The sequence below is a fragment of the Iodobacter ciconiae genome (assembly GCF_003952345.1).
GTDB classification, from domain to species: domain Bacteria; phylum Pseudomonadota; class Gammaproteobacteria; order Burkholderiales; family Chitinibacteraceae; genus Iodobacter; species Iodobacter ciconiae.
Map to the genome: position 1 here is coordinate 3,173,388 of NZ_CP034433.1, position 18,330 is coordinate 3,191,717.

General features: G+C 49.6%; 14 protein-coding genes. 13 read left to right on the forward strand and 1 reads right to left on the reverse strand.

The genetic code is table 11. From position 1 onward, the window contains the following. Positions 1–79: 79 nt before the first annotated feature. The 8 genes from EJO50_RS13920 (at position 80) to EJO50_RS13955 (ending at position 11,126) form a co-directional block, all read left to right on the forward strand. Positions 80–2,818, forward strand: a complete 2,739-nt coding sequence (locus EJO50_RS13920; RefSeq protein WP_125975142.1) for a DUF8508 domain-containing protein — start codon at positions 80–82, stop codon at positions 2,816–2,818. Further along, complete coding sequence (locus EJO50_RS13925; protein WP_125975144.1) at positions 2,818–3,441, forward strand: NF038129 family PEP-CTERM protein; 624 nt, start codon at positions 2,818–2,820, stop codon at positions 3,439–3,441. Before EJO50_RS13920 ends, EJO50_RS13925 begins: the two co-directional genes overlap by 1 nt. A 491-nt stretch (positions 3,442–3,932) precedes the next feature. Then, on the forward strand, positions 3,933–5,549 hold the full coding sequence (locus EJO50_RS13930) for an ABC transporter substrate-binding protein (protein ID WP_206434399.1): 1,617 nt from the start codon (positions 3,933–3,935) through the stop codon (positions 5,547–5,549). A 155-nt stretch (positions 5,550–5,704) separates the two neighbouring features. After that, entirely contained in the window at positions 5,705–6,715 is a 1,011-nt protein-coding gene (locus tag EJO50_RS13935) for an ABC transporter permease subunit (protein ID WP_125975147.1), read from the forward strand. Positions 6,716–6,717: 2 nt separating this feature from the next. Further along, positions 6,718–7,629 carry an ABC transporter permease subunit gene (locus EJO50_RS13940; protein ID WP_125975150.1) on the forward strand — a complete coding sequence of 304 codons (912 nt, stop codon included), beginning with the start codon at positions 6,718–6,720 and terminating at the stop codon, positions 7,627–7,629. A 182-nt stretch (positions 7,630–7,811) separates the two neighbouring features. Next, on the forward strand, positions 7,812–8,792 hold the full coding sequence (locus EJO50_RS13945) for an oligopeptide/dipeptide ABC transporter ATP-binding protein (protein WP_125975152.1): 981 nt from the start codon (positions 7,812–7,814) through the stop codon (positions 8,790–8,792). Then, complete coding sequence (locus EJO50_RS13950) at positions 8,789–9,766, forward strand: peptide ABC transporter ATP-binding protein (RefSeq protein WP_125975155.1); 978 nt, start codon at positions 8,789–8,791, stop codon at positions 9,764–9,766. The genes EJO50_RS13945 and EJO50_RS13950 overlap by 4 nt, the downstream gene beginning before the upstream one ends. 226 nt (positions 9,767–9,992) lie before the next feature. Continuing rightward, on the forward strand, positions 9,993–11,126 hold the full coding sequence (locus tag EJO50_RS13955) for an ATP-binding protein (protein WP_206434400.1): 1,134 nt from the start codon (positions 9,993–9,995) through the stop codon (positions 11,124–11,126). Positions 11,127–11,216: 90 nt separating this feature from the next. On the opposite strand, the gene EJO50_RS13960 is transcribed toward EJO50_RS13955, so the two are convergent. Beyond that, positions 11,217–11,573, reverse strand: a complete 357-nt coding sequence (locus EJO50_RS13960; protein ID WP_125975158.1) for a helix-turn-helix domain-containing protein — start codon at positions 11,571–11,573, stop codon at positions 11,217–11,219. Positions 11,574–11,696: 123 nt separating this feature from the next. Here EJO50_RS13960 and EJO50_RS13965 point away from each other — a divergent pair, with 123 nt between their 5' ends. The 5 genes from EJO50_RS13965 (at position 11,697) to EJO50_RS13985 (ending at position 18,225) form a co-directional block, all read left to right on the forward strand. Next, complete coding sequence (locus EJO50_RS13965; RefSeq protein WP_125975160.1) at positions 11,697–12,311, forward strand: site-specific DNA-methyltransferase; 615 nt, start codon at positions 11,697–11,699, stop codon at positions 12,309–12,311. 81 nt (positions 12,312–12,392) lie between these two features. After that, positions 12,393–13,142 carry an IS5 family transposase gene (locus EJO50_RS13970; RefSeq protein ID WP_125971449.1) on the forward strand — a complete coding sequence of 250 codons (750 nt, stop codon included), beginning with the start codon at positions 12,393–12,395 and terminating at the stop codon, positions 13,140–13,142. Positions 13,143–13,254: 112 nt separating this feature from the next. After that, a complete protein-coding gene (locus EJO50_RS13975; RefSeq protein ID WP_125975163.1) occupies positions 13,255–14,145 on the forward strand; it encodes a site-specific DNA-methyltransferase in 891 nt (296 codons plus the stop codon). A gap of 116 nt (positions 14,146–14,261) precedes the next feature. Next, positions 14,262–16,859 carry a DEAD/DEAH box helicase gene (locus EJO50_RS13980; protein WP_125975166.1) on the forward strand — a complete coding sequence of 866 codons (2,598 nt, stop codon included), beginning with the start codon at positions 14,262–14,264 and terminating at the stop codon, positions 16,857–16,859. Positions 16,860–16,980: 121 nt separating this feature from the next. Continuing rightward, complete coding sequence (locus EJO50_RS13985) at positions 16,981–18,225, forward strand: DEAD/DEAH box helicase (RefSeq protein ID WP_125975168.1); 1,245 nt, start codon at positions 16,981–16,983, stop codon at positions 18,223–18,225. The last annotated feature ends 105 nt before the right edge of the window (positions 18,226–18,330 follow it).

Sequence of the window (18,330 nt, forward strand, 5' to 3'; positions counted from 1 at the left end):
CTTCACGTTTTATCTATAATGTTTGGTTCCACATCGGTAATGATGACCATACCAATAATTAGTCAAGCGGGGGGTTGCAATGAATAATAAGGGTGAAGAAAGCGGCAAGCTGAAGAGGCTGGTGGCACTGTGTCTGATGGCCTGGGGCATTGCTGCTCCGGTGCAATCTGCAGTAGTGATTAGCCAGGTTTATGGTGGTGGAGGCAATAATGGCGCCACATTCAAAAATGATTTTATTGAGTTATACAATACCGGAGATAAGCCAGAAATCCTTAATGGCTGGAGTGTTCAATACACTTCTGCTACGGGGAGTACCTGGCAAAAAACGCCCATTAATGGCGTATTACTTGCGGGTCAGTATTTTTTGATTCAACAAGCTGCCGGTGTGGGAGGGAGTGTAAGCTTGCCAGCGCCTGATGCAATTGGCACTCTGGCTATAGGTGGTACTTCTGGCAAAGTGGCACTGGTTAAAAACAACACATTATTGGGCTGTGGCTCTGCGTGCAGCAGTTTTGCTGATGTAGTTGATTTTGTGGGTTTTGGTGCCGCAAATAGTGCAGAAACAAATCCGGTAGCAGCTTTAAGCAGTAGTACCGCAGCATTGCGTGAAAATGAGGGATGCACGGATAGTAACGATAATAGTGCTGATTTTGTTGTGACTACGCCTGTGCCGCGTAATACAGCAACGTTGATCAAAACCTGCAGTGAAACGCCAACGCCAACGCCAACGCCAACGCCAACGCCAACGCCAACGCCAACGCCAACGCCAACGCCAACGCCAACACCAACACCAACACCAACACCAGGCACTCAGCGCATCCATGATATTCAAGGCCGTGCTCATCGCTCGGCTATAGAAAACCGCCAGGTGAGCGATGTGCCCGGGCTTGTAACACTGGTTCGCAGTAACGGCTTTTTTATTCAGGGCACCCAGCCCGACAATGATCCTTTAACGTCTGAAGGGATTTTTGTTTTTGTCGGTAGTGCACCAAGTGTTGTGCCGGGGGATTCAGTGTTGGTCTCGGGGGTTGTCAATGAATTCCGCCCGGGCAGTACAGGTGGCACTAATAATCTGACAACAACGCAAATTAAATTGGCTGCAGGTGGGGTGAGCAAACTGTCATCGGGCAATGCTTTGCCTGAGCCTGTGATTCTGGCTGCCAATGTACCTAATCAGCGCATGTGGCAGGGTAATGTGAGTGATGTAGAACAGGCTGCTCAGCTGGATCTGGCCAATGGCATTGATTTTTATGAAAGCCTAGAAGGAATGCGGGTGCAGCTCGACGGTGCGATCGCAAGTGGCCCGACAAATAAATTTGGTGACGTATTTGTGGTGCCTAATTATGGTCGAGATGCCAGCCCGCGCACGCCGCGTGGTGGTGTCGTGATCACTGAAACTGATTTTAATCCGGAGCGCATTAAGCTGGCGCAAGGATCGGTAAAGCCTTCTACGGTAAATGTAGGGGATTGGTTTGCCAGGGCTGTAGGTGTGGTGGATTATAACTTTGCCAATTACACCGTATTGCTGAGCGAGTTGTCTGCTCCGGTCAGTAGCAACCTGGCTCCTGAAGTGACGCGTAAGCAAGCTGAGGATGAGCTGGCCATTGCCTCGTTTAATGTGGAAAACCTGGATGCCAAAGAAGGTAGTGCGAAGTTTGCCCGCCTTGCTGCCCAGATTGTTCAAAACCTGCAATCACCCGATATTCTTGGCCTGATGGAGATTCAGGATAATAACGGTGCGACTAGCGATGGCACGGTGGATGCATCGCAAACACTAGGCAAGCTGATTGCTGCTATTCAAAGTGCCGGTGGCCCGGCTTATCAGTATCGCCAGATTAATCCGGTAGATGGCAAGGATGGAGGTGAGCCTGGCGGCAATATTCGCCCGGTGTTCTTATTTAACCCTGCACGTGTCAGTTTTATTGATCGCTCGGGCGGAACATCTACCGGAGCGGTTGATGTGGAAGCCTGCCCGGAGCTGGCATGTCTGACCTTCAGCCCGGGCCGTATTCTGCCCCTTGACCCGGTATTTAATTCCAGCCGTAAGCCACTGGTGGGCGAGTTTTCGTTTAATGGCCAGAAGCTGTTTGTGATTGCCAACCACTTTAATTCCAAAGGAGGGGATCAGCCCTTGAGCGGTCGCTTCCAGCCGCCAGGTCGTACTTCGGAAGTACAACGTAACAACCAGGCGCAAATCGTTGCCGATTTCGTCAGCCGTATTAATGCTCTGGATCGCAATGCCAATGTAGTGGTGCTGGGTGATATCAATGATTACCAGTTTTCCAGCAGCGTGGCGCGCCTGAAGGCAGTGGGCCTGGTTGATCTGGTTGAAACTCTGCCGGAGAACGAGCGCTACACCTATGTATTCGAAGGCAATAGCCAGGTGCTGGATCACGTTTTTGCATCTGCTGCACTGGCCGCTCGCACCGAATACGACGTGGTGCATGTGAATTCCGAGTTTGCTGATCAGGCCTCCGATCATGATCCGGAAGTGGCAAGAATCCGATTGCCTCAGGCATGGTTTGATGTGAGTGATCGTTTTACTCAGCAAAAATCAGGTCTGGTATATAGCGCTGCTGGCAAAACCTTTAATGGCAGCCTGACCCTTGCTGCGCAAAGCGTGGTGAGTGGGACGGTGCGCGTGCAGATCAAAGATCTGCCATCTGGGGTGAGTTTGGCTAATGGCGCGGAAGGTGGTGTATTTACTGCCGATATTAGTGCGGGCACTCCTTTTATTTTGCCGCTTAAATTCAATAATCCTGCGCGTGTAGCGATCCGTTTTAATGCACAGATTCTGGCGACTAAGGACTTCAAATAATGAAACACACACTTAAATTAGCGCTGGCCGGATTATTTCTGGCTTGCAGCAGCCTGGCTTCTGCCGCGATGTATCACGTGAATGTAGATACCCGTACTCTGGATGGACAGGGTGGCTTTGTAGCTTTTGGCCTTAATGGCCTGAGCGACTCTCCTTTACTGAGCGCATTGGTAAGTCAGTACCGTGGTAGCAGCCTGGAGTCTATTGATATCGACAATACCTTTAACGTATCTGGTCATTTAAGCTCGGTGCTTAAGCTGGAAAACCGTGAACTGAACCAGTTTACCCAGGGCGTGATCTTTGGCAAACAGCTGCAATTTGATGTGGAATTTGCGGGGGAGCAGAGTCTGATTGGCTCTGGAACTCGTTTTGCTCTGGCTCTATATGATAGAAGCTTTGCTGCTTTATTAAGTAATGATCCTACCGGTGCTGCTGTTTTGGCTGAATTTACTTCTGGCCAAGCTGTGGATTTCAAAACGATCACCGATGCACAGGGTAATATAATGGCAACAATTACTCCTGTGCCAGAGCCAGAAACCTATGCTTTAGTAGGTTTAGGGCTGCTGGGCCTGGTGATGCGCCGCCGGATGATGGGTGCTGATTTATACGGAAAAACTGTTTGAAGCAGTGTATTTAAAGAGTGAAACAACGGCCCTGACAGGGCCGTTTTTTTATATGTTGAAGATCATTACTGTAAAAAATGTTCATCATTGGGCATTTTTCGTTTTTTGTAAGGTTAAGCCAGAAGGGGCCTTGTTTTGTTGCATTTTGCTTTAAAAGTAAGCAGAAAACCTGAGTTATCTGCCGATTTATATAAATTTTCGTACGCCATAAGATTTTTTTGTGCTGATAGGGGGAATAGATAGTCTGTTTAGGGCCAATACGTTGTGGGTGTAGAAGGGTAGTTTTTGGTGCTTATCGTATGATTAATATCGATTTTTGTTTTGTAATGCAGGCAAAAATAAAGCCCCAGATAGGCTTACTTACTTAGTGATGCTAAAAAGGGTTGGGGATATCTCTAGTAGGACATAGCCCTATTTATAGGTTTACTGATAGCCAGCATTTAGGGGTTTATAAAAAAACCTTTATTCACTTGGTATTGGGAGAGTCATTCATGCGATTAAAACAGCCCGGATATTGTTTTGTTTTGAAATCAACCCTCGTTGCTGCGTGTGTGCTGAGCGCCGGTACGGCGATGGCCGCAGGCAAAACGCTGATTTATTGTTCCGAAGGCAGTCCGGCCGGTTTTGACCCGGTGCGTTATACCTCAGGTACGGATTTTGATGCTTCTGCTGAACCTGTTTTTAATCGTTTGGTGCAATTTACGCAGGGCTCTACCCAGATTGAGCCGGGCCTTGCTGAAAAATGGGAAGTGTCGCCTGATGGTTTGACCTACACATTTAGCCTGCGTAAAGGCGTTAAATTCCACACCACACCTTTCTTTAAGCCAACGCGTGATTTTAATGCAGACGATGTGGCATTTACCTTTCAGCGCATGACGGATAAAAACCTGCCATTTAACAAGGCTGCGCCAACAGATTTTCCCTACGTATCGGACATGAGTCTGGATACTAATATTGTGGGGATTGAAAAGGTTGATGCTTATACAATCCGCTTGAAATTAAAAACGATTGATGCCGCTTTCTTGCAAAATATCGCCATGTCTTTTGCCTCTATCTATTCGGCTGAATATGCCGATAGTCTGTTGAAAAGTGGTAAAACCGCACAGCTTAATACCATGCCCATTGGCACGGGCCCGTTTATTTTCAAAAGTTATCAAAAAGACAGCAATATCCGCTTTGATGCTAACCCGGAGTACTGGAAAAAAGGTAGCGTTAAACTGGGCAAGCTGATTTTTGCGATTACCCCCGATGCCTCCGTTCGCTATCAGAAATTACAAAAGGGTGAATGCCATGTGATGGCTTACCCGAAACCTGCTGATTTGAAATCGATGCAAAGTAATAAGGCACTGGTTGTGTCCTCTCAGGCGGGGTTTAATCTGGGCTATCTGGCTTACAATGTGCAGCACAAGCCGCTGGATAAGCTGGAAGTTCGTCAGGCACTGGATATGGCGATCAATAAAAAAGCCATTATCGAAGCGGTTTATCAGGGTGCGGGCCAACCTGCCACCAACCCGATGCCTCCAACTCAGTGGTCTTACAATAAAAAGCTGAAAGATCAGAATTACGATCCAGCCAAGGCCAAAGTGCTGCTGAAAAAAGCCGGGATTGCCGAGGGGACCGAGATCACCTTGTGGGCGATGCCGGTTCAGCGCCCTTACAACCCGAATGCAAAACTGATGGCTGAAATGATTCAATCCGACTGGGCCAAGATTGGTATTAAGGGCAAGATCACCACTTACGAGTGGGGTGAATACCTGAAGCGCGGTAAGGGTGGCGAGCATGATGCGATGCTGGTTGGCTGGACGGGTGACAATGGTGATCCTGATAACTGGCTGGGTGTTAACCTGGCTTGCGCTTCGCTTGAAGGTAATAACTACTCCAAGTGGTGTGACAAAGAGTTTGATGGCTTGGTGGTTAAAGCCCGTGCGATTAATAATCAGGCTGAGCGTACTAAGCTCTATGAAAAAGCGCAGGAAGTCTTTAAGCGTGAAATACCTTGGACTACCATTGCACACTCCACTGTTTACGTGCCTGCTCGTAAGGAAGTGCAGGGTTTCAAGATTAGCCCGTTTGGCACGATGTCTTTTTCTAATGTCAGTGTCCAATAATTATTCATGATTTTAAAAAACGGCCGCTGCGTTTGGGGCGGCCGTTTTTACGTAAGCGTTTTGTAGTGTATTTATGAAAATTGCATTTGCAGGGCTGGGTTTTGCTCTGTGCGGTGTTGATATGCAAACGGCTGTAGTCGTACGGGGAAATATCCATGTTTAGTTTTATTTTTCGCCGCTTAAGCGTCACGATTCCTACTTTTTTAGGCATCACTGTTTTAGCGTTTGCCCTAATTCATATGATTCCTGGGGACCCGGTGCTGGTGATGGTGGGTGAGCGTCGCCTAGACCCTGAATTTTATCGTCAAGCTCTAATTCGGCTTGGTTTGGATCAGCCTTTATATGTGCAGTACTGGCAATATTTGCTGAAAGTATTACAAGGCGATCTGGGCCGATCGCTGGTGTCACACGAGCCGGTGATTAAAGACTTTTGGGCGCTGTTTCCCGCCACATTAGAACTCTCTATCTGTGCCATGCTGCTGGCCTCGGTGTTTGGTTTGATTATCGGCATGATTGCCGCCATACGCCGTGGTAGCTGGATTGATCACACCGTGATGGGCGCTGCGCTGACCGGTTATTCAATGCCGGTTTTCTGGCTGGGTTTGCAGCTGATTATGCTGTTCTCAGTGCAACTAGGCTGGACTCCGGTTTCTGGCCGGATTGATCTGGAATACGACATCACACGGGTGACTGGCCTGATGCTGATTGATACGCTGATTTCTGGCGAAGCGGGCGCGTTTAAATCAGCGGTGATGCACCTGATTTTACCGACCATTGTACTGGGCACCATCCCGATGGCGGTGATTGCGCGGATGACGCGCTCTTCCATGCTGGAAGTGCTGCGTGAAGAATATATCCGTACTGCCCGTGCTAAAGGCTTGTCTAAAACCCGCATCGTACTGGTGCATGCGCTACGTAATGCTTTGATGACCGTGGTGACAGTGATTGGTTTGCAGGTGGGCACCATGCTGGCCGGTGCCGTGCTGACCGAAAGCATTTTCTCCTGGCCTGGTATTGGTAAATGGTTGATTGATTCGATTTCGCGCCGTGATTACCCGGTGGTGCAGGGCGGTATTTTATTGATCGCTACTCTGATTATTATTGTGAACCTGCTGGTTGATGTGCTGTATGGCGTTATCAATCCACGTATTCGCCACGCGAGGTAAGTATGACAAATGCTTCAACACTGGCTGCTGCAGAGCCGCTTTACAGCTATCCATCTCCTCTTAAAGAATTCTGGCAAAGCTTTAGCAGCAACCGTGGCGCCTTGGTTTCCTTTATCTTTTTTGTACTACTGGTGCTGGCTGCCTTATGTGCGCCATGGCTGGCGCCCCATTCGCCTACCGAGCAATATCGGGATTTTTTTCTGACTCCACCGGCCTGGCAAACAGGCGGCTCGATGCAGTTTATTTTTGGTACAGATGAAGTAGGCCGCGATATTCTTAGCCGCTTGCTGCATGGTGCCCGTCTGAGCCTGATGATTGGCCTGATTTCGGTGCTGATGTCGCTGCTGCCCGGCATTGTGCTGGGTATGATTGCCGCGTTCTATCCTAACTTTATTGGCACCTCCATCATGCGTGCGATGGATGTAATGATGGCGCTGCCTTCATTGCTGCTGGCGGTAGCGATTGTGGCCGTACTTGGGCCGGGGCTGTTGAATACTATCCTGGCAATTTCTGTCGTGAGCCTGCCCTCTTATGTGCGTCTGGCTCGCGCCTCTGCTATGAGTGAGTTATCCAAAGACTATGTGATCGCTTCCAGATTATCGGGAGCGGGGCAATTGCGTCTGATGTTTAATACCGTGCTGCCCAATTGCATGGCTCCGCTGATCGTACAAGCCACCATGGGTTTTTCGGCCGCCATTTTAGATGCGGCCGCGCTGGGCTTTTTGGGCCTTGGCGCTCAGCCGCCACTGCCTGAGTGGGGCACCATGCTGGCTTCCGCCCGCGACTACATCGAGCGCGCCTGGTGGGTAGTGACCATGCCGGGGGTAACCATCCTGATCACCGTACTGGCACTCAATCTGATGGGCGACGGCCTTAGAGACGCGCTGGACCCAAAACTGAAAAAGCTGGCTTAAAAAAAACATAAATCTTTGACACTGAGAACACGGAGAAAGACAAAACTGAGACTGCGGAGAAAACTTCCTCTGGTTTTCTCCGTGAAACTCCGTGTTCTCAGTGTCCTCCGTGGTTCAAGATTTGGGTTTGCTTGGAGCTGTAGGCAGCTTGCTTATGTAATGATTCTAATAAAGAGAAAACGATGAGTTTATTAGATATAAAAAACCTCTCCGTCGCGTTTGGTTCGGTTGATAAGCCATTTCGGGCGGTAGAAAGCGCCGATTTTTCGATTAACCGTGGCGAGATCGTTGGCATTGTGGGCGAATCGGGCTCGGGTAAAAGTGTCACCATGCTGGCCCTGATGGGCTTGATCGACGCCCCGGGCCGTGTCACTGCAGATGAATTGTCTTTTGAAGGCAAAGACCTGCTGAATATGAAAGATGGCGAGAAGCGCAAGATTATTGGCAAAGATATCGCCATGATTTTTCAGGATGCACTTTCCAGCCTGAATCCGGCTTATACCGTGGGATACCAGCTGATGGAAACGCTGCGCGAGCATGAAGGCCTGCGTGGTGCCGCAGCCAGGGCAAGGGCGTTGGCGTTACTGGAAATGGTAGAGATTCCTGATGCCAAATCACGCCTCGATGCCTATCCGCATCAATTATCCGGCGGGATGAGCCAGCGGGTGATGATCGCCATGGCGATTGCCTGTAAGCCGCGCTTACTGATTGCCGATGAGCCAACCACCGCGCTGGATGTAACGGTGCAGGCGCAGATTATGGAGCTGCTGGTTAATTTGCAAAAGCAGCATGACATGGCGCTGATTCTGATTACCCACGATTTAGCGGTGATTGCCGAAGTAGCGCAGCGTGTGGTGGTGATGTATGCAGGGCAAGTGGCCGAAACCAGCCCTGTGCCGGCGATTTTTGATATGCCACGTCACCCTTATACACAGGCGCTGCTTAGCTCGATTCCCGAACACAGCAAGGGCGCACATCGTCTGGCAACGTTACCTGGCGTTGTACCGGGCCAGTACGACAGGCCGTTGGGGTGCTTGCTGTCCCCTCGCTGCCCCTATGTACAAGAGTCCTGTAAAACAAATCGTCCGGCGCTGATGAATAAAGGTACAAGCACCGTGCGCTGTATTACACCGCTTGATGAGGCCGGGAGACCACAAGCATGAGTAATAATCCAATTCTGGTCGCCAGTGAAATTACCCGTCATTACCCTGTTTCACGCGGCTTTATGAAGCCTGCCGCCTTGGTCAAAGCCTTAAACGGTGTAAGCTTTAGTCTGCATGCCAAGAAAACACTGGCTGTGGTGGGGGAATCGGGCTGTGGTAAATCGACCTTAGCGCGTCAGCTTACCCTGATCGAAGACTTGACCAGCGGCCAGTTACAAATTGCCGGTATCGATACCGTCGGCGCGAGCGTTGCGGCTCTGAAAGCACTGCGCCCTAAAGTGCAGATGGTGTTTCAAAACCCCTACGCCTCTTTAAACCCGCGTAAACAAATCGGCACGATGCTGGCAGAGCCACTGCTGCTCAATACGTCTTTAAGCGCCGCAGAGCGCGAAGAGAAAGTACGTGCCATGATGACGCGTGTTGGCCTGCGGCCTGAGCATTATCATCGCTATCCGCATATGTTTTCCGGCGGCCAGCGTCAGCGTATTGCCGTAGCACGCGCCATGATGCTGAACCCAAGTGTGGTGGTGGCAGACGAGCCGACCTCTGCACTGGATGTATCGATTCAGGCGCAGATTCTGAATCTGTTTATGGATCTGCAAGACGAGCTGGGCATTGCTTACGTATTTATCAGCCATAATCTGTCGGTGGTTGAACACGTAGCAGATGATGTGATGGTGATGTACTTTGGTCGCGCGGTAGAGCACGGCAGTAAAGAAGTGTTGTTTGATCGCCCGCTGCACCCCTACACTCGCGCACTGATGTCGGCCACGCCAGCTATTCGCGCTGAAGATCGCGGAGCCAAGGTAAAGCTGCTCGGCGAGCTGCCATCCCCGCTTAATCCGCCAACAGGTTGTGCTTTCAACACCCGTTGCCCCTTTGCCTCCGATCACTGCCGTAAAGAAGTCCCCCAGCTGCGCCCGGCAGAAGGTCGTTTGGTGGCTTGCCACCGAGTGGAAAAAATTACACTCTGATATCGCACGTCTGGTGCAACACCCCTCTCTGTAAATTAATACGCCGCTATACCCATCGCCATGGGATGGCGGCTTTTCTATGGGGAGTAACGGGCAGAGGGCCGGTTTATTATTTTCTTTTTTTAGGTTGCCTAACGTTAATTTTGGCTTGTGGTGGAATGCTCATTTATCTACAATTATTTTAAAACCATAATTTATGAAAAATTGATAATTTAAGGTAATGGTGATGAAAATCTACAGCTACAGGCGTCCTAAAGTCGCAGAGATGTATTGCGATGCACTTCAGGGCGACAGCTTGGTGGATAAAAGATCCGGCCTATTTCTAACAGCAAAGCGCAGGGTTGGAAAAACCACTTTTTTACGAGAAGATTTGCTGCCAGAGGCAAAACAGCGAGGTTGGCTGGCGGTATACATCGATTTGTGGTCTGACCGGTCTCGGGACCCCGGGCAGCTGATCGCTGATGTTGTGAAGGAAACGATCTATCAGGAATCGGGGGCTGTGGCTAAGGCAGCTAAATCAACAGGCCTTAGCAAATTTAGTGTTGCCGGGTTTTCTTTTGATTTTCAGGCTGCTGGTTTGCCCGAAGGGATGACTCTGTTTCAAGGGTTACAGTTGCTGTACCAACTTACCAAAAAACCTATTCTTCTGGTTGTAGACGAAGCTCAGCATGCCTTGATTAGCAAAGAAGGTGAAGCGAGCATGTTTGCTTTAAAGGCGGCCCGGGATGGAATGAATGACAGTAAGGGTGCGCCCAGGCTTATGCTCGTTTTTACCGGATCAAATCGCGATAAGCTGGCTCATTTGGTGATGAACAGCAAAATGCCGTTTTTTGGTTCGAGTGTGATGGATTTTCCGATGTTAAATCGTGAGTTTATCGATGGATATACCGCGCATATTAACAGGAGTTTGGCTTTGGATAATCAGCTGGATCCAAATGCCGTTTGGGATACCTTTCAATTGGTGGGCTATCGGCCTGAGTTTTTACGCAGCATTATCAGTGATGTGGCCCTGGAGATGCAGTCTGCGCCTGACTTGAATCAAAAAATTCAGGCAGGTGGCACTTTATTGCAAAATAGAATTTGGGCTGAAATTGAAAATGAATACACTTCTCTTTCTGCGTTACAGCAGGCGATTATCCGCGTGATGTCTGTTCAGCACGGCCAATTTAGCCCGTTTAGTGCGAGCTCAATGGCTGAATATGGTGCGGTAGCCCAAGGGCTGTCAACAGGATCCATTCAGACTGCTTTGGATGCCTTGCGAGGACGGGGCATTGTATGGAAAGAGTCACGTGGCGCATATGAGCTTGAGGATGAGTCCTGGAATACATGGCTTAAAATGAAAAATATTGTTTATTGTTGAAATAAGTGAGTCGCAGAGGGGAGCCTACTAGCTCCGTATTTTTTCCAAATTAAAATGGCCTTTTTTGCGTAAAAAGGCCATTTTTACGTCCTAAGTTTCATCCGTATGATTTTGTGGCGGCTGTAAACGGTTGAGCAGGCGCACAAACTCGATAGCCAGATGCTGATTCTCAGGATTAAGCATGCGGTAGTTGCGCAGGAGTTGTTTGATGTCGTCGAGTTCGGTGGATACGGCTTGGGCTTCAGTGTCGCAGGCAGCGGCGATTAGCTCGGCGGGGGAGATTTTAAGGGCACGAGAGATGGGCTCCAGAATATAAAGGGCTGGTTGCTGTGTGCCGCGCTCAATGCGCGACAAATTACCTGCATCGGTGCCGATCTCAAGAGCAAGCTGTTCAAGCGTTGCTCCCTGTTCTACACGCAATTTTCTGATGACTGATCCTATGTTCATATGTCGGATTTTCTGGGCTGATTTGCGTCTGACGCAAAGCGAATATGCAAATAATACTTGTCTAAATTTGCATTAAACGCAAATAATATGTGGTTTATTTGCGTATTCGCCAAGTAGACCAACATGCCCAAGCTGCAATGGATCGGCAAAGATAAAGTCGTCCACCATCACCGCGACGTGCCTTACCGCGCGCTCGACTTAAAATACCGCTTTGCTGCACTCGCAGGAATGCCCGCCAATAGCAGCGGCAACCGCATTATTCATGGCGATAATCTTGACGCGCTAAAAAGCCTGATTCCTGAATTTGAAGGGAAGGTCAATTGCATCTATATCGACCCTCCGTACAACACCGGCAACGAAGGCTGGGTGTACAACGACGCCGTTAACGACCCAAAAATGCAAAAGTGGCTTGGGCAGGTAGTTGGCAAAGAGGGCGAAGATTTAACGCGGCACGATAAATGGCTGTGCATGATGTATCCGCGTTTGAAATTGCTGCAACGTCTGCTGGTGGACGATGGGGTGATTTTTGTTTCGATTGATGATAATGAGCAGGCTCATTTGAAGTTGGTATTGGATGAGATTTTTTCAGGTCAATTTGTAGCGAATGTGCTGTGGCAGAAACGTACTTCACCTGATGCAAGGCTTCAACTTAGTGATGCACATGAACATGTACTCTGTTATGCAAAAAGAATATCGACGCTGTCACTTAATAAGATTCCTCAATCTAGGGTCTGTTGACGTTTCAAGCTAAAGTCATGCAATGATGGATGCAAACCCGCAGAATTCAGGTTCCTACACCATTTCCCCTGCAGGTTTGCGATGCCCCGATTAATGCTCAGTAACGAGCTTTGGTCGAAGCTAGAAAAGATTCTGCTTCAACACACCATTTACAACAAGCCTGATTTACGAATTACCGTCGAAGGAATGTTTTACCGCATGCGCGTTGGCTGCCCGTGGCGGGATTTACCCAGCGCCTTTGGTGAATGGAATTCAGTCTATAAACGCTTTAATGCTTGGTCTGTAGCTGGGAAATGGCTCAATATTTTCAAAGCCTTACTGATCGACCCCGATTTTGAATGGGTATTCATTGATGGTAGCTATGCCAAGGCGCATCAACACAGCGCCGGGGCGGCCAGCGATCAATCTGAAGCGATTGGCAAAAGCCGTGCAGGGAACACCAGCAAAATTCATTTGGCGGTAGATGCTTATGGTTTGCCGATTGCCTTCGAAATTACCGGAGGCGAGATTAATGATTGTACTGCCGCCCCAGAGCTGATTGCCCAACTGCCTTCAGCCGAAGTGATCATCGCAGATAAGGGGTACGATAGTGAGTACCTTCGAGGGCTGATTTCTGCGCAGGGTGCGCGATCAGTGATTCCCAGAAAACGTAATTCAATCAAAGGGAATGTGGATCTAGATCGTGGGCTGTATTGCTATCGACATTTGGTCGAGAATGCTTTTGCGCGATTGAAGCATTACCGCGCAGTGGCATTCCGATATGACAAGTTGAAGCGAAATTATGAAAGTGTCATAGCCATGGCGTGCGCATTTTTATGGCTACCGATGTGAAACGTCAACAGACCCTAGCAAACAGCTTACTGCTTATAAAAATCCTGACCTTGATCCCCGAGGGAAATGGGTATCATCCGATTACTCAGCGCAAGGATTTAGACCAAATCAAATGTATGAAATTCACACTCCATCAGGCAGAGTGGTAACGCCACCACCTGGAAATTGTTGGAAAAACACTGAAGATGTTTTTGCTTCATTAGTCGCAGAAAATCGTATTTGGTTTGGTAAAAATGGGGATGGGGTGCCACGGAGAAAAACTTTTCTTTCTGAGTCAGAAGGAGTCACACCGTGGTCTTGGTGGGGTAATGACGAAGTGGGTCATAGCCAAGAGGCAAAAAAAGAAGTTAAAGACATCTTTTTAGACGTAGAAGCTGTATTTGATACGCCAAAGCCAACACGCTTGATTGAGCGCATTCTTCAAATTGCGACGGACAAAAACTCCATAGTCCTCGACTCCTTCGCCGGTTCCGGCACCACAGCCCACGCTGTCCTCAAACTCAACGCCCAAGACGGGGGTAATCGGCAGTTTATTCTGGTTGAAACCATGGATTACGCCGAAACCATTACGGCCGAGCGGGTGCGCCGTGTGATGTCGGGCTACGGCGAGGGCACAAAAGCTGTGGCGGGTTTGGGAGGGGCATTTGATTTTTATAGCGTGGGTGAAAAGCTGTTTGATGAATTTGGCCACCTCAACCCTAAGGCCGAGATCACAGAAATCCGTAAATACATCGCTTGGCAAGAAGGCCTCAGCATCGCCGGGCTGACTACGCCCGATAGCAGCGTATCGCCGTATTGGCTGGGTATTAACAATACGGTGCCATTGTATTTTTGCTATGCAGCCGATCAGGTAATGACGCTGGATTTTGAGCTATTGGCCAAATTAAAAGTAGCTAAAGGTCGCAGCGTGATTTACGCCGATCTGTGTACCTTGGGTGAAAAGTTTATGGCGCAAAGCCAAATCACCTTCAAAAAAATCCCGCGTGATATTGCCAGGTTGTGATGCAGTTGACTTTGCTTCCCCCTTTTTCAAAGGGGAGACGACTCCTTACCTTGTGTAGATGCTGATTTTCCCATGGGTGCATTGGGTAAATATGCAATTTTTATGAGCGTGAATAAATGGAATTGAATCTTTACCAAGCTGATGTGATCGCCGATTTGCGTGGCTATTTGGCTAAATGGCAGATGGCGGGAGATGCGGTATTGGCGTATCGCGCCCACTGGGAGTCCAAGGGCGTGCTGCAAATGCCGGGGTTTCAAACTGCCGCGCATGGTGCACCGCAAATTTGCGCCAAAGTGCCCACAGCCGGTGGCAAGACCTTGATTGGTATTCACGCTTTGGTAACCTGTTTTAATGCGCTGGAGCGGCGACAGGGTGATGCGCGGCTGTGTGTGTGGCTGGTGCCATCCAGCTCTATTCATGATCAGGTGCTTGCTGCTTTTACGCAGCCAGAGCACCCCTACCGCGTGGCGCTCAATCGCCTGTTCAATGGCCGCGTGACGGTATTAGATAAGGCCGGTTTATTGAACGGTTTTGATTACGATGATGCGCATGATGGTGTGGTGATTGCGGTGCTGACATATGCCAGCCTGCGGGCCAAAAACAAGGACGATCGTAAGCTGTATCAGGAAAATGGTGCATTGGCAGAATTTGACGGCGTGGCACTCGACGAGGCGATTGATCCGGCGTCTTTGGTGGCCGCCATGGCCAGCCTTAATCCCGTTATCGTCGTGGATGAAAGCCATAACGCGACTACGCCTTTATCCAATGACATGCTGCGGCATTTAAACCCCGCGCTGGTGCTGGAGCTAACGGCAACGCCACGTAGCGGGGCAAATTTGGTGAGCGCGGTTGGGGCCATGGCGCTACGCGAGCAGCATATGGTGAAGCTGCCGGTGATTGTGCGAAATTTGCCAGATCAAGATGCCGTGATTGCCCATGCAATTGATTTACGCGCCCGCCTGGAAGCCCAAGCTCAGCTTGAAGCGGCGGCGGGTGGTACTTTTATTCGTCCTATCGTCTTACTGCAAGCCGAGCCAAAAAATGCCGAAGATAGCCGCAGCTTTGAGTTGGTCAAAGCCGATTTACTGGCGCGTGGCATTCCTGCTGAGCAAATTGCCATTAAAATCGCCAAAATTGATGAGCTTAAAGGCGTAGCGCTAGCGGAGCGTGATTGCCAGATTCGCTTTGTGATTACCGTGAATGCTTTGAAAGAAGGCTGGGATTGTCCGTTTGCTTATATTTTGGCCACGCTGGCGGATCGATCATCTCCAGTAGATGTTGAGCAAATTTTAGGGCGGATCTTGCGCCAGCCCGCAGTACGGCTGCATGGGCATGAGGCCTTGAATATGAGCTATGTGCTGACCGCTTCTGCCGTGTTCTCAAATACCTTAGATAAAATCGTCGCCGGATTAAATCGCGCCGGTTTTAGCCGCTTAGATTACCGCACACCCGATACGCTGATTGCGCCTGATACCCCAGATACAAGCAAGCCCGCTCCGCCGACAAATACAGAAGATCTATTTTCAGCCCCAAGCGCATTAGGTTTATGTGCGGAGGCACGCCCATTACCCTATTCCCCCTCCAGCCAAGTGAATGCGCCCGCTGATCTGCATGATTCAGTGGGGCAGACCTTAACTTATGCCAGCCAAGCGAATGCAGATTTAAATGCCCAAATTGCGGCGCAGCCTGTGGAGCGCATCGCGCCTGAAATCTTGGAGAAACAAGTGAAATACCCTGTACGCGCTGAATTTGCTGCTGAAATTGCTGAGTTAAAAATTCCACAGTTTTTTATGTGTGTGGCAGGCTCTTTGCTTGAGGGCGAAGAGAATCGTTGGATTTGGCTGGAGCGCGATCATTTGATTGGCCGGCAATTTAAACTGGCCAATTGCAATGTGCAGGATTTTAAGCTGACACCGACAAATGGCGATTTAATCAAGCTTGATTTGGTCAAAGTGGGCGAGCACGATTACGAAGCCACCCGTGTGCGGATGAAAGATCAGGAAATACGCCAGCTAAAGGATTATTTATCCACTCTGAATAAGGAAGCTAAAGTGCGGCAAATTAGCGGCTTGGTCGGGAATTGGGTAGGTAAATTACCACCTTTGGCAGAGAGTGATATTCGGGCTTATATTGCGAAGATTTTGGAAAACTTAACATCCAGCCAGCTTGACGATGTGTTGGAACAACAACAAGCGTATGTGGAATCTATCAAGACCCGTATCAAACAAGAAATGGCGGCGTGGTCGTTGAAATGTTTTCAACAGTGGATTGCACGCGGTGAGATTGAAACACGCCCAGAGCATGCTCTCCCGACCAGTATTCATCCGGCCCAAGTGCTATCCCCTTGTGAAAACACCCTTTATTTGCGAGAAGAGCGGGGTAATAGCTTAGAAAATAAAATGAGTGAGCTGTTGGCGGGTTTGGACAATGTCGCATGGTGGCACCGTAATTCATTTGGCAAGACGGGTTTTATGCTCAATGGCCCAGTGCAGCATCATTATCCTGATTTTATTGTGCGTTTAAAGAATGGCCGGCTGTTGTTGATAGAAACCAAGGGTGGTGACCGGGATAACTCTGATTCTTCAGCCAAAATAGCTTTAGGCGCCGAATGGGAAAAGCTAGCTGGGCGTGGTTTTCGCTATTTTATGGTATTTGAAAATAATGCCCCTGCGGGCGCTAAAAATTGGGATGAGATGCAGGGAATATTAAGTTAATCCCTCAGGATGGGCACAAGTGCGTGCCCATCCTGCATTGTATCCCGCCCTCAGTACTGCGACAGCTCCCCCCATCTCGCTTATACTTCGCACCCGTCTGAAATATTATCTAAGGCCCATCATGTCCTTTTCCGCTCTGGGTCTGTCACCCGCCGTTTTACTAGCTGCCAGCAAAAAATCTTATCTCAAGCCAACACCCGTTCAGGCGGAGGTGATTCCTGCCGTGTTGTGGGGGGAGGATGTTTTGGCGCAGGCGGCCACGGGCTCGGGTAAAACGGCTGCTTATGTGCTGCCGCTGCTGCATCTTATGCTGGCTGGCAGTAGTAAGGTACTGATTCTGGTGCCAACGCGTGAGCTGGCGGTGCAGGCGGGGGAGGAGATCAAGGGCTTGCTGGCGGTTTTGGGTAAGAACAATATGGCTAGGCCGATCAAGCTGGCGACGGTATTTGGCGGGGTGGCGATTAATCCGCAAATGATGCAGCTGCGTGGTGGGGTCGATGTGTTGGTGGCAACGCCTGGCCGCTTGCTGGATTTAATCGATAAGAATGCGGTTCGGCCTGAGTTTTTTAATACTCTGGTGCTTGATGAAGCCGATCGTTTGCTGGATATGGGCTTTGCTGCCGAAATTAAGCGCATCTTGGCGCTGTTACCGGCTAAGCGTCAGAGTCTGTTTTTCTCGGCGACTTTTCCTGATGATGTCACTGCGCTGGCAACAGGCATTTTACATAATCCGACGCGCGTGCTGATTGTCGCTACTGAAACAACGCAGCCAGATATTTTGCAGCGGGCGATTTTTGTGGATGCCGAGCGCCGTGCCGATGTGCTTGCGCATTTGATCAAAGAAAATGCAGACCAGCGCATGCTGGTGTTTGTGGCGAGCAAGCATGGCAGCGAGCAGCTGGCCAATACGTTGTACGCCAAGGGCATTAATGCCGCGCCTTTTCATGGGGAATTTAGCCAAGGTCGCCGCAATCAGGTCTTGGCCGAGTTTAAGTCGGGCAGCTTGCAAGTGGTTGTAGCAACCGATCTGGCTGGCCGTGGTATCGACATCGACGGGTTGCCCTTTGTGGTGAATTACGATTTGCCCCGCTCGCCAGTGGATTACACCCACCGCATTGGTCGCACCGGCCGAAATGGCGCGAGTGGCACTGCGATTAGCCTGATTAGTGCCGCCACCGAAGCGCATTTTCGCCTGATCGAAACCCGCCTGAATATCCGTCTGAGCCGTGAAGTGATTGCAGGTTTTGAAGCCCGGCTGACGAGTCTGCCGGTGGTCGAAAATACGGGCGGCATTAAGGGGGTGCGTATGAGCAAAAAAGACAAGCTGCGTGCGGCGGCGGCCCGTGCTGCTGGAAGTATTGAGTAATTTTGCACCTTTACTTCTGAAAAGCCCTGCGTTCACGGCTACCGGGCTTTTTTTAATGCTGATTTAATGTGTTTTACCTGTTTTGTTGTGAGTTATTTTTTAATC

Bases quoted from the DNA above. Each gene is read 5' to 3' on its own strand.
- EJO50_RS13920 (WP_125975142.1), top strand. From the start codon at position 80: ATGAATAATAAGGGTGAAGAAAGCGGCAAGCTGAAGAGGCTGGTGGCA.
- EJO50_RS13925 (WP_125975144.1), top strand. From the start codon at position 2,818: ATGAAACACACACTTAAATTAGCGCTGGCCGGATTATTTCTGGCTTGC.
- EJO50_RS13930 (WP_206434399.1), top strand. From the start codon at position 3,933: ATGCGATTAAAACAGCCCGGATATTGTTTTGTTTTGAAATCAACCCTC.
- EJO50_RS13935 (WP_125975147.1), top strand. From the start codon at position 5,705: ATGTTTAGTTTTATTTTTCGCCGCTTAAGCGTCACGATTCCTACTTTT.
- EJO50_RS13940 (WP_125975150.1), top strand. From the start codon at position 6,718: ATGACAAATGCTTCAACACTGGCTGCTGCAGAGCCGCTTTACAGCTAT.
- EJO50_RS13945 (WP_125975152.1), top strand. From the start codon at position 7,812: ATGAGTTTATTAGATATAAAAAACCTCTCCGTCGCGTTTGGTTCGGTT.
- EJO50_RS13950 (WP_125975155.1), top strand. From the start codon at position 8,789: ATGAGTAATAATCCAATTCTGGTCGCCAGTGAAATTACCCGTCATTAC.
- EJO50_RS13955 (WP_206434400.1), top strand. From the start codon at position 9,993: ATGAAAATCTACAGCTACAGGCGTCCTAAAGTCGCAGAGATGTATTGC.
- EJO50_RS13960 (WP_125975158.1), bottom strand. From the start codon at position 11,573: ATGAACATAGGATCAGTCATCAGAAAATTGCGTGTAGAACAGGGAGCA.
- EJO50_RS13965 (WP_125975160.1), top strand. From the start codon at position 11,697: ATGCCCAAGCTGCAATGGATCGGCAAAGATAAAGTCGTCCACCATCAC.
- EJO50_RS13970 (WP_125971449.1), top strand. From the start codon at position 12,393: ATGCCCCGATTAATGCTCAGTAACGAGCTTTGGTCGAAGCTAGAAAAG.
- EJO50_RS13975 (WP_125975163.1), top strand. From the start codon at position 13,255: ATGTATGAAATTCACACTCCATCAGGCAGAGTGGTAACGCCACCACCT.
- EJO50_RS13980 (WP_125975166.1), top strand. From the start codon at position 14,262: ATGGAATTGAATCTTTACCAAGCTGATGTGATCGCCGATTTGCGTGGC.
- EJO50_RS13985 (WP_125975168.1), top strand. From the start codon at position 16,981: ATGTCCTTTTCCGCTCTGGGTCTGTCACCCGCCGTTTTACTAGCTGCC.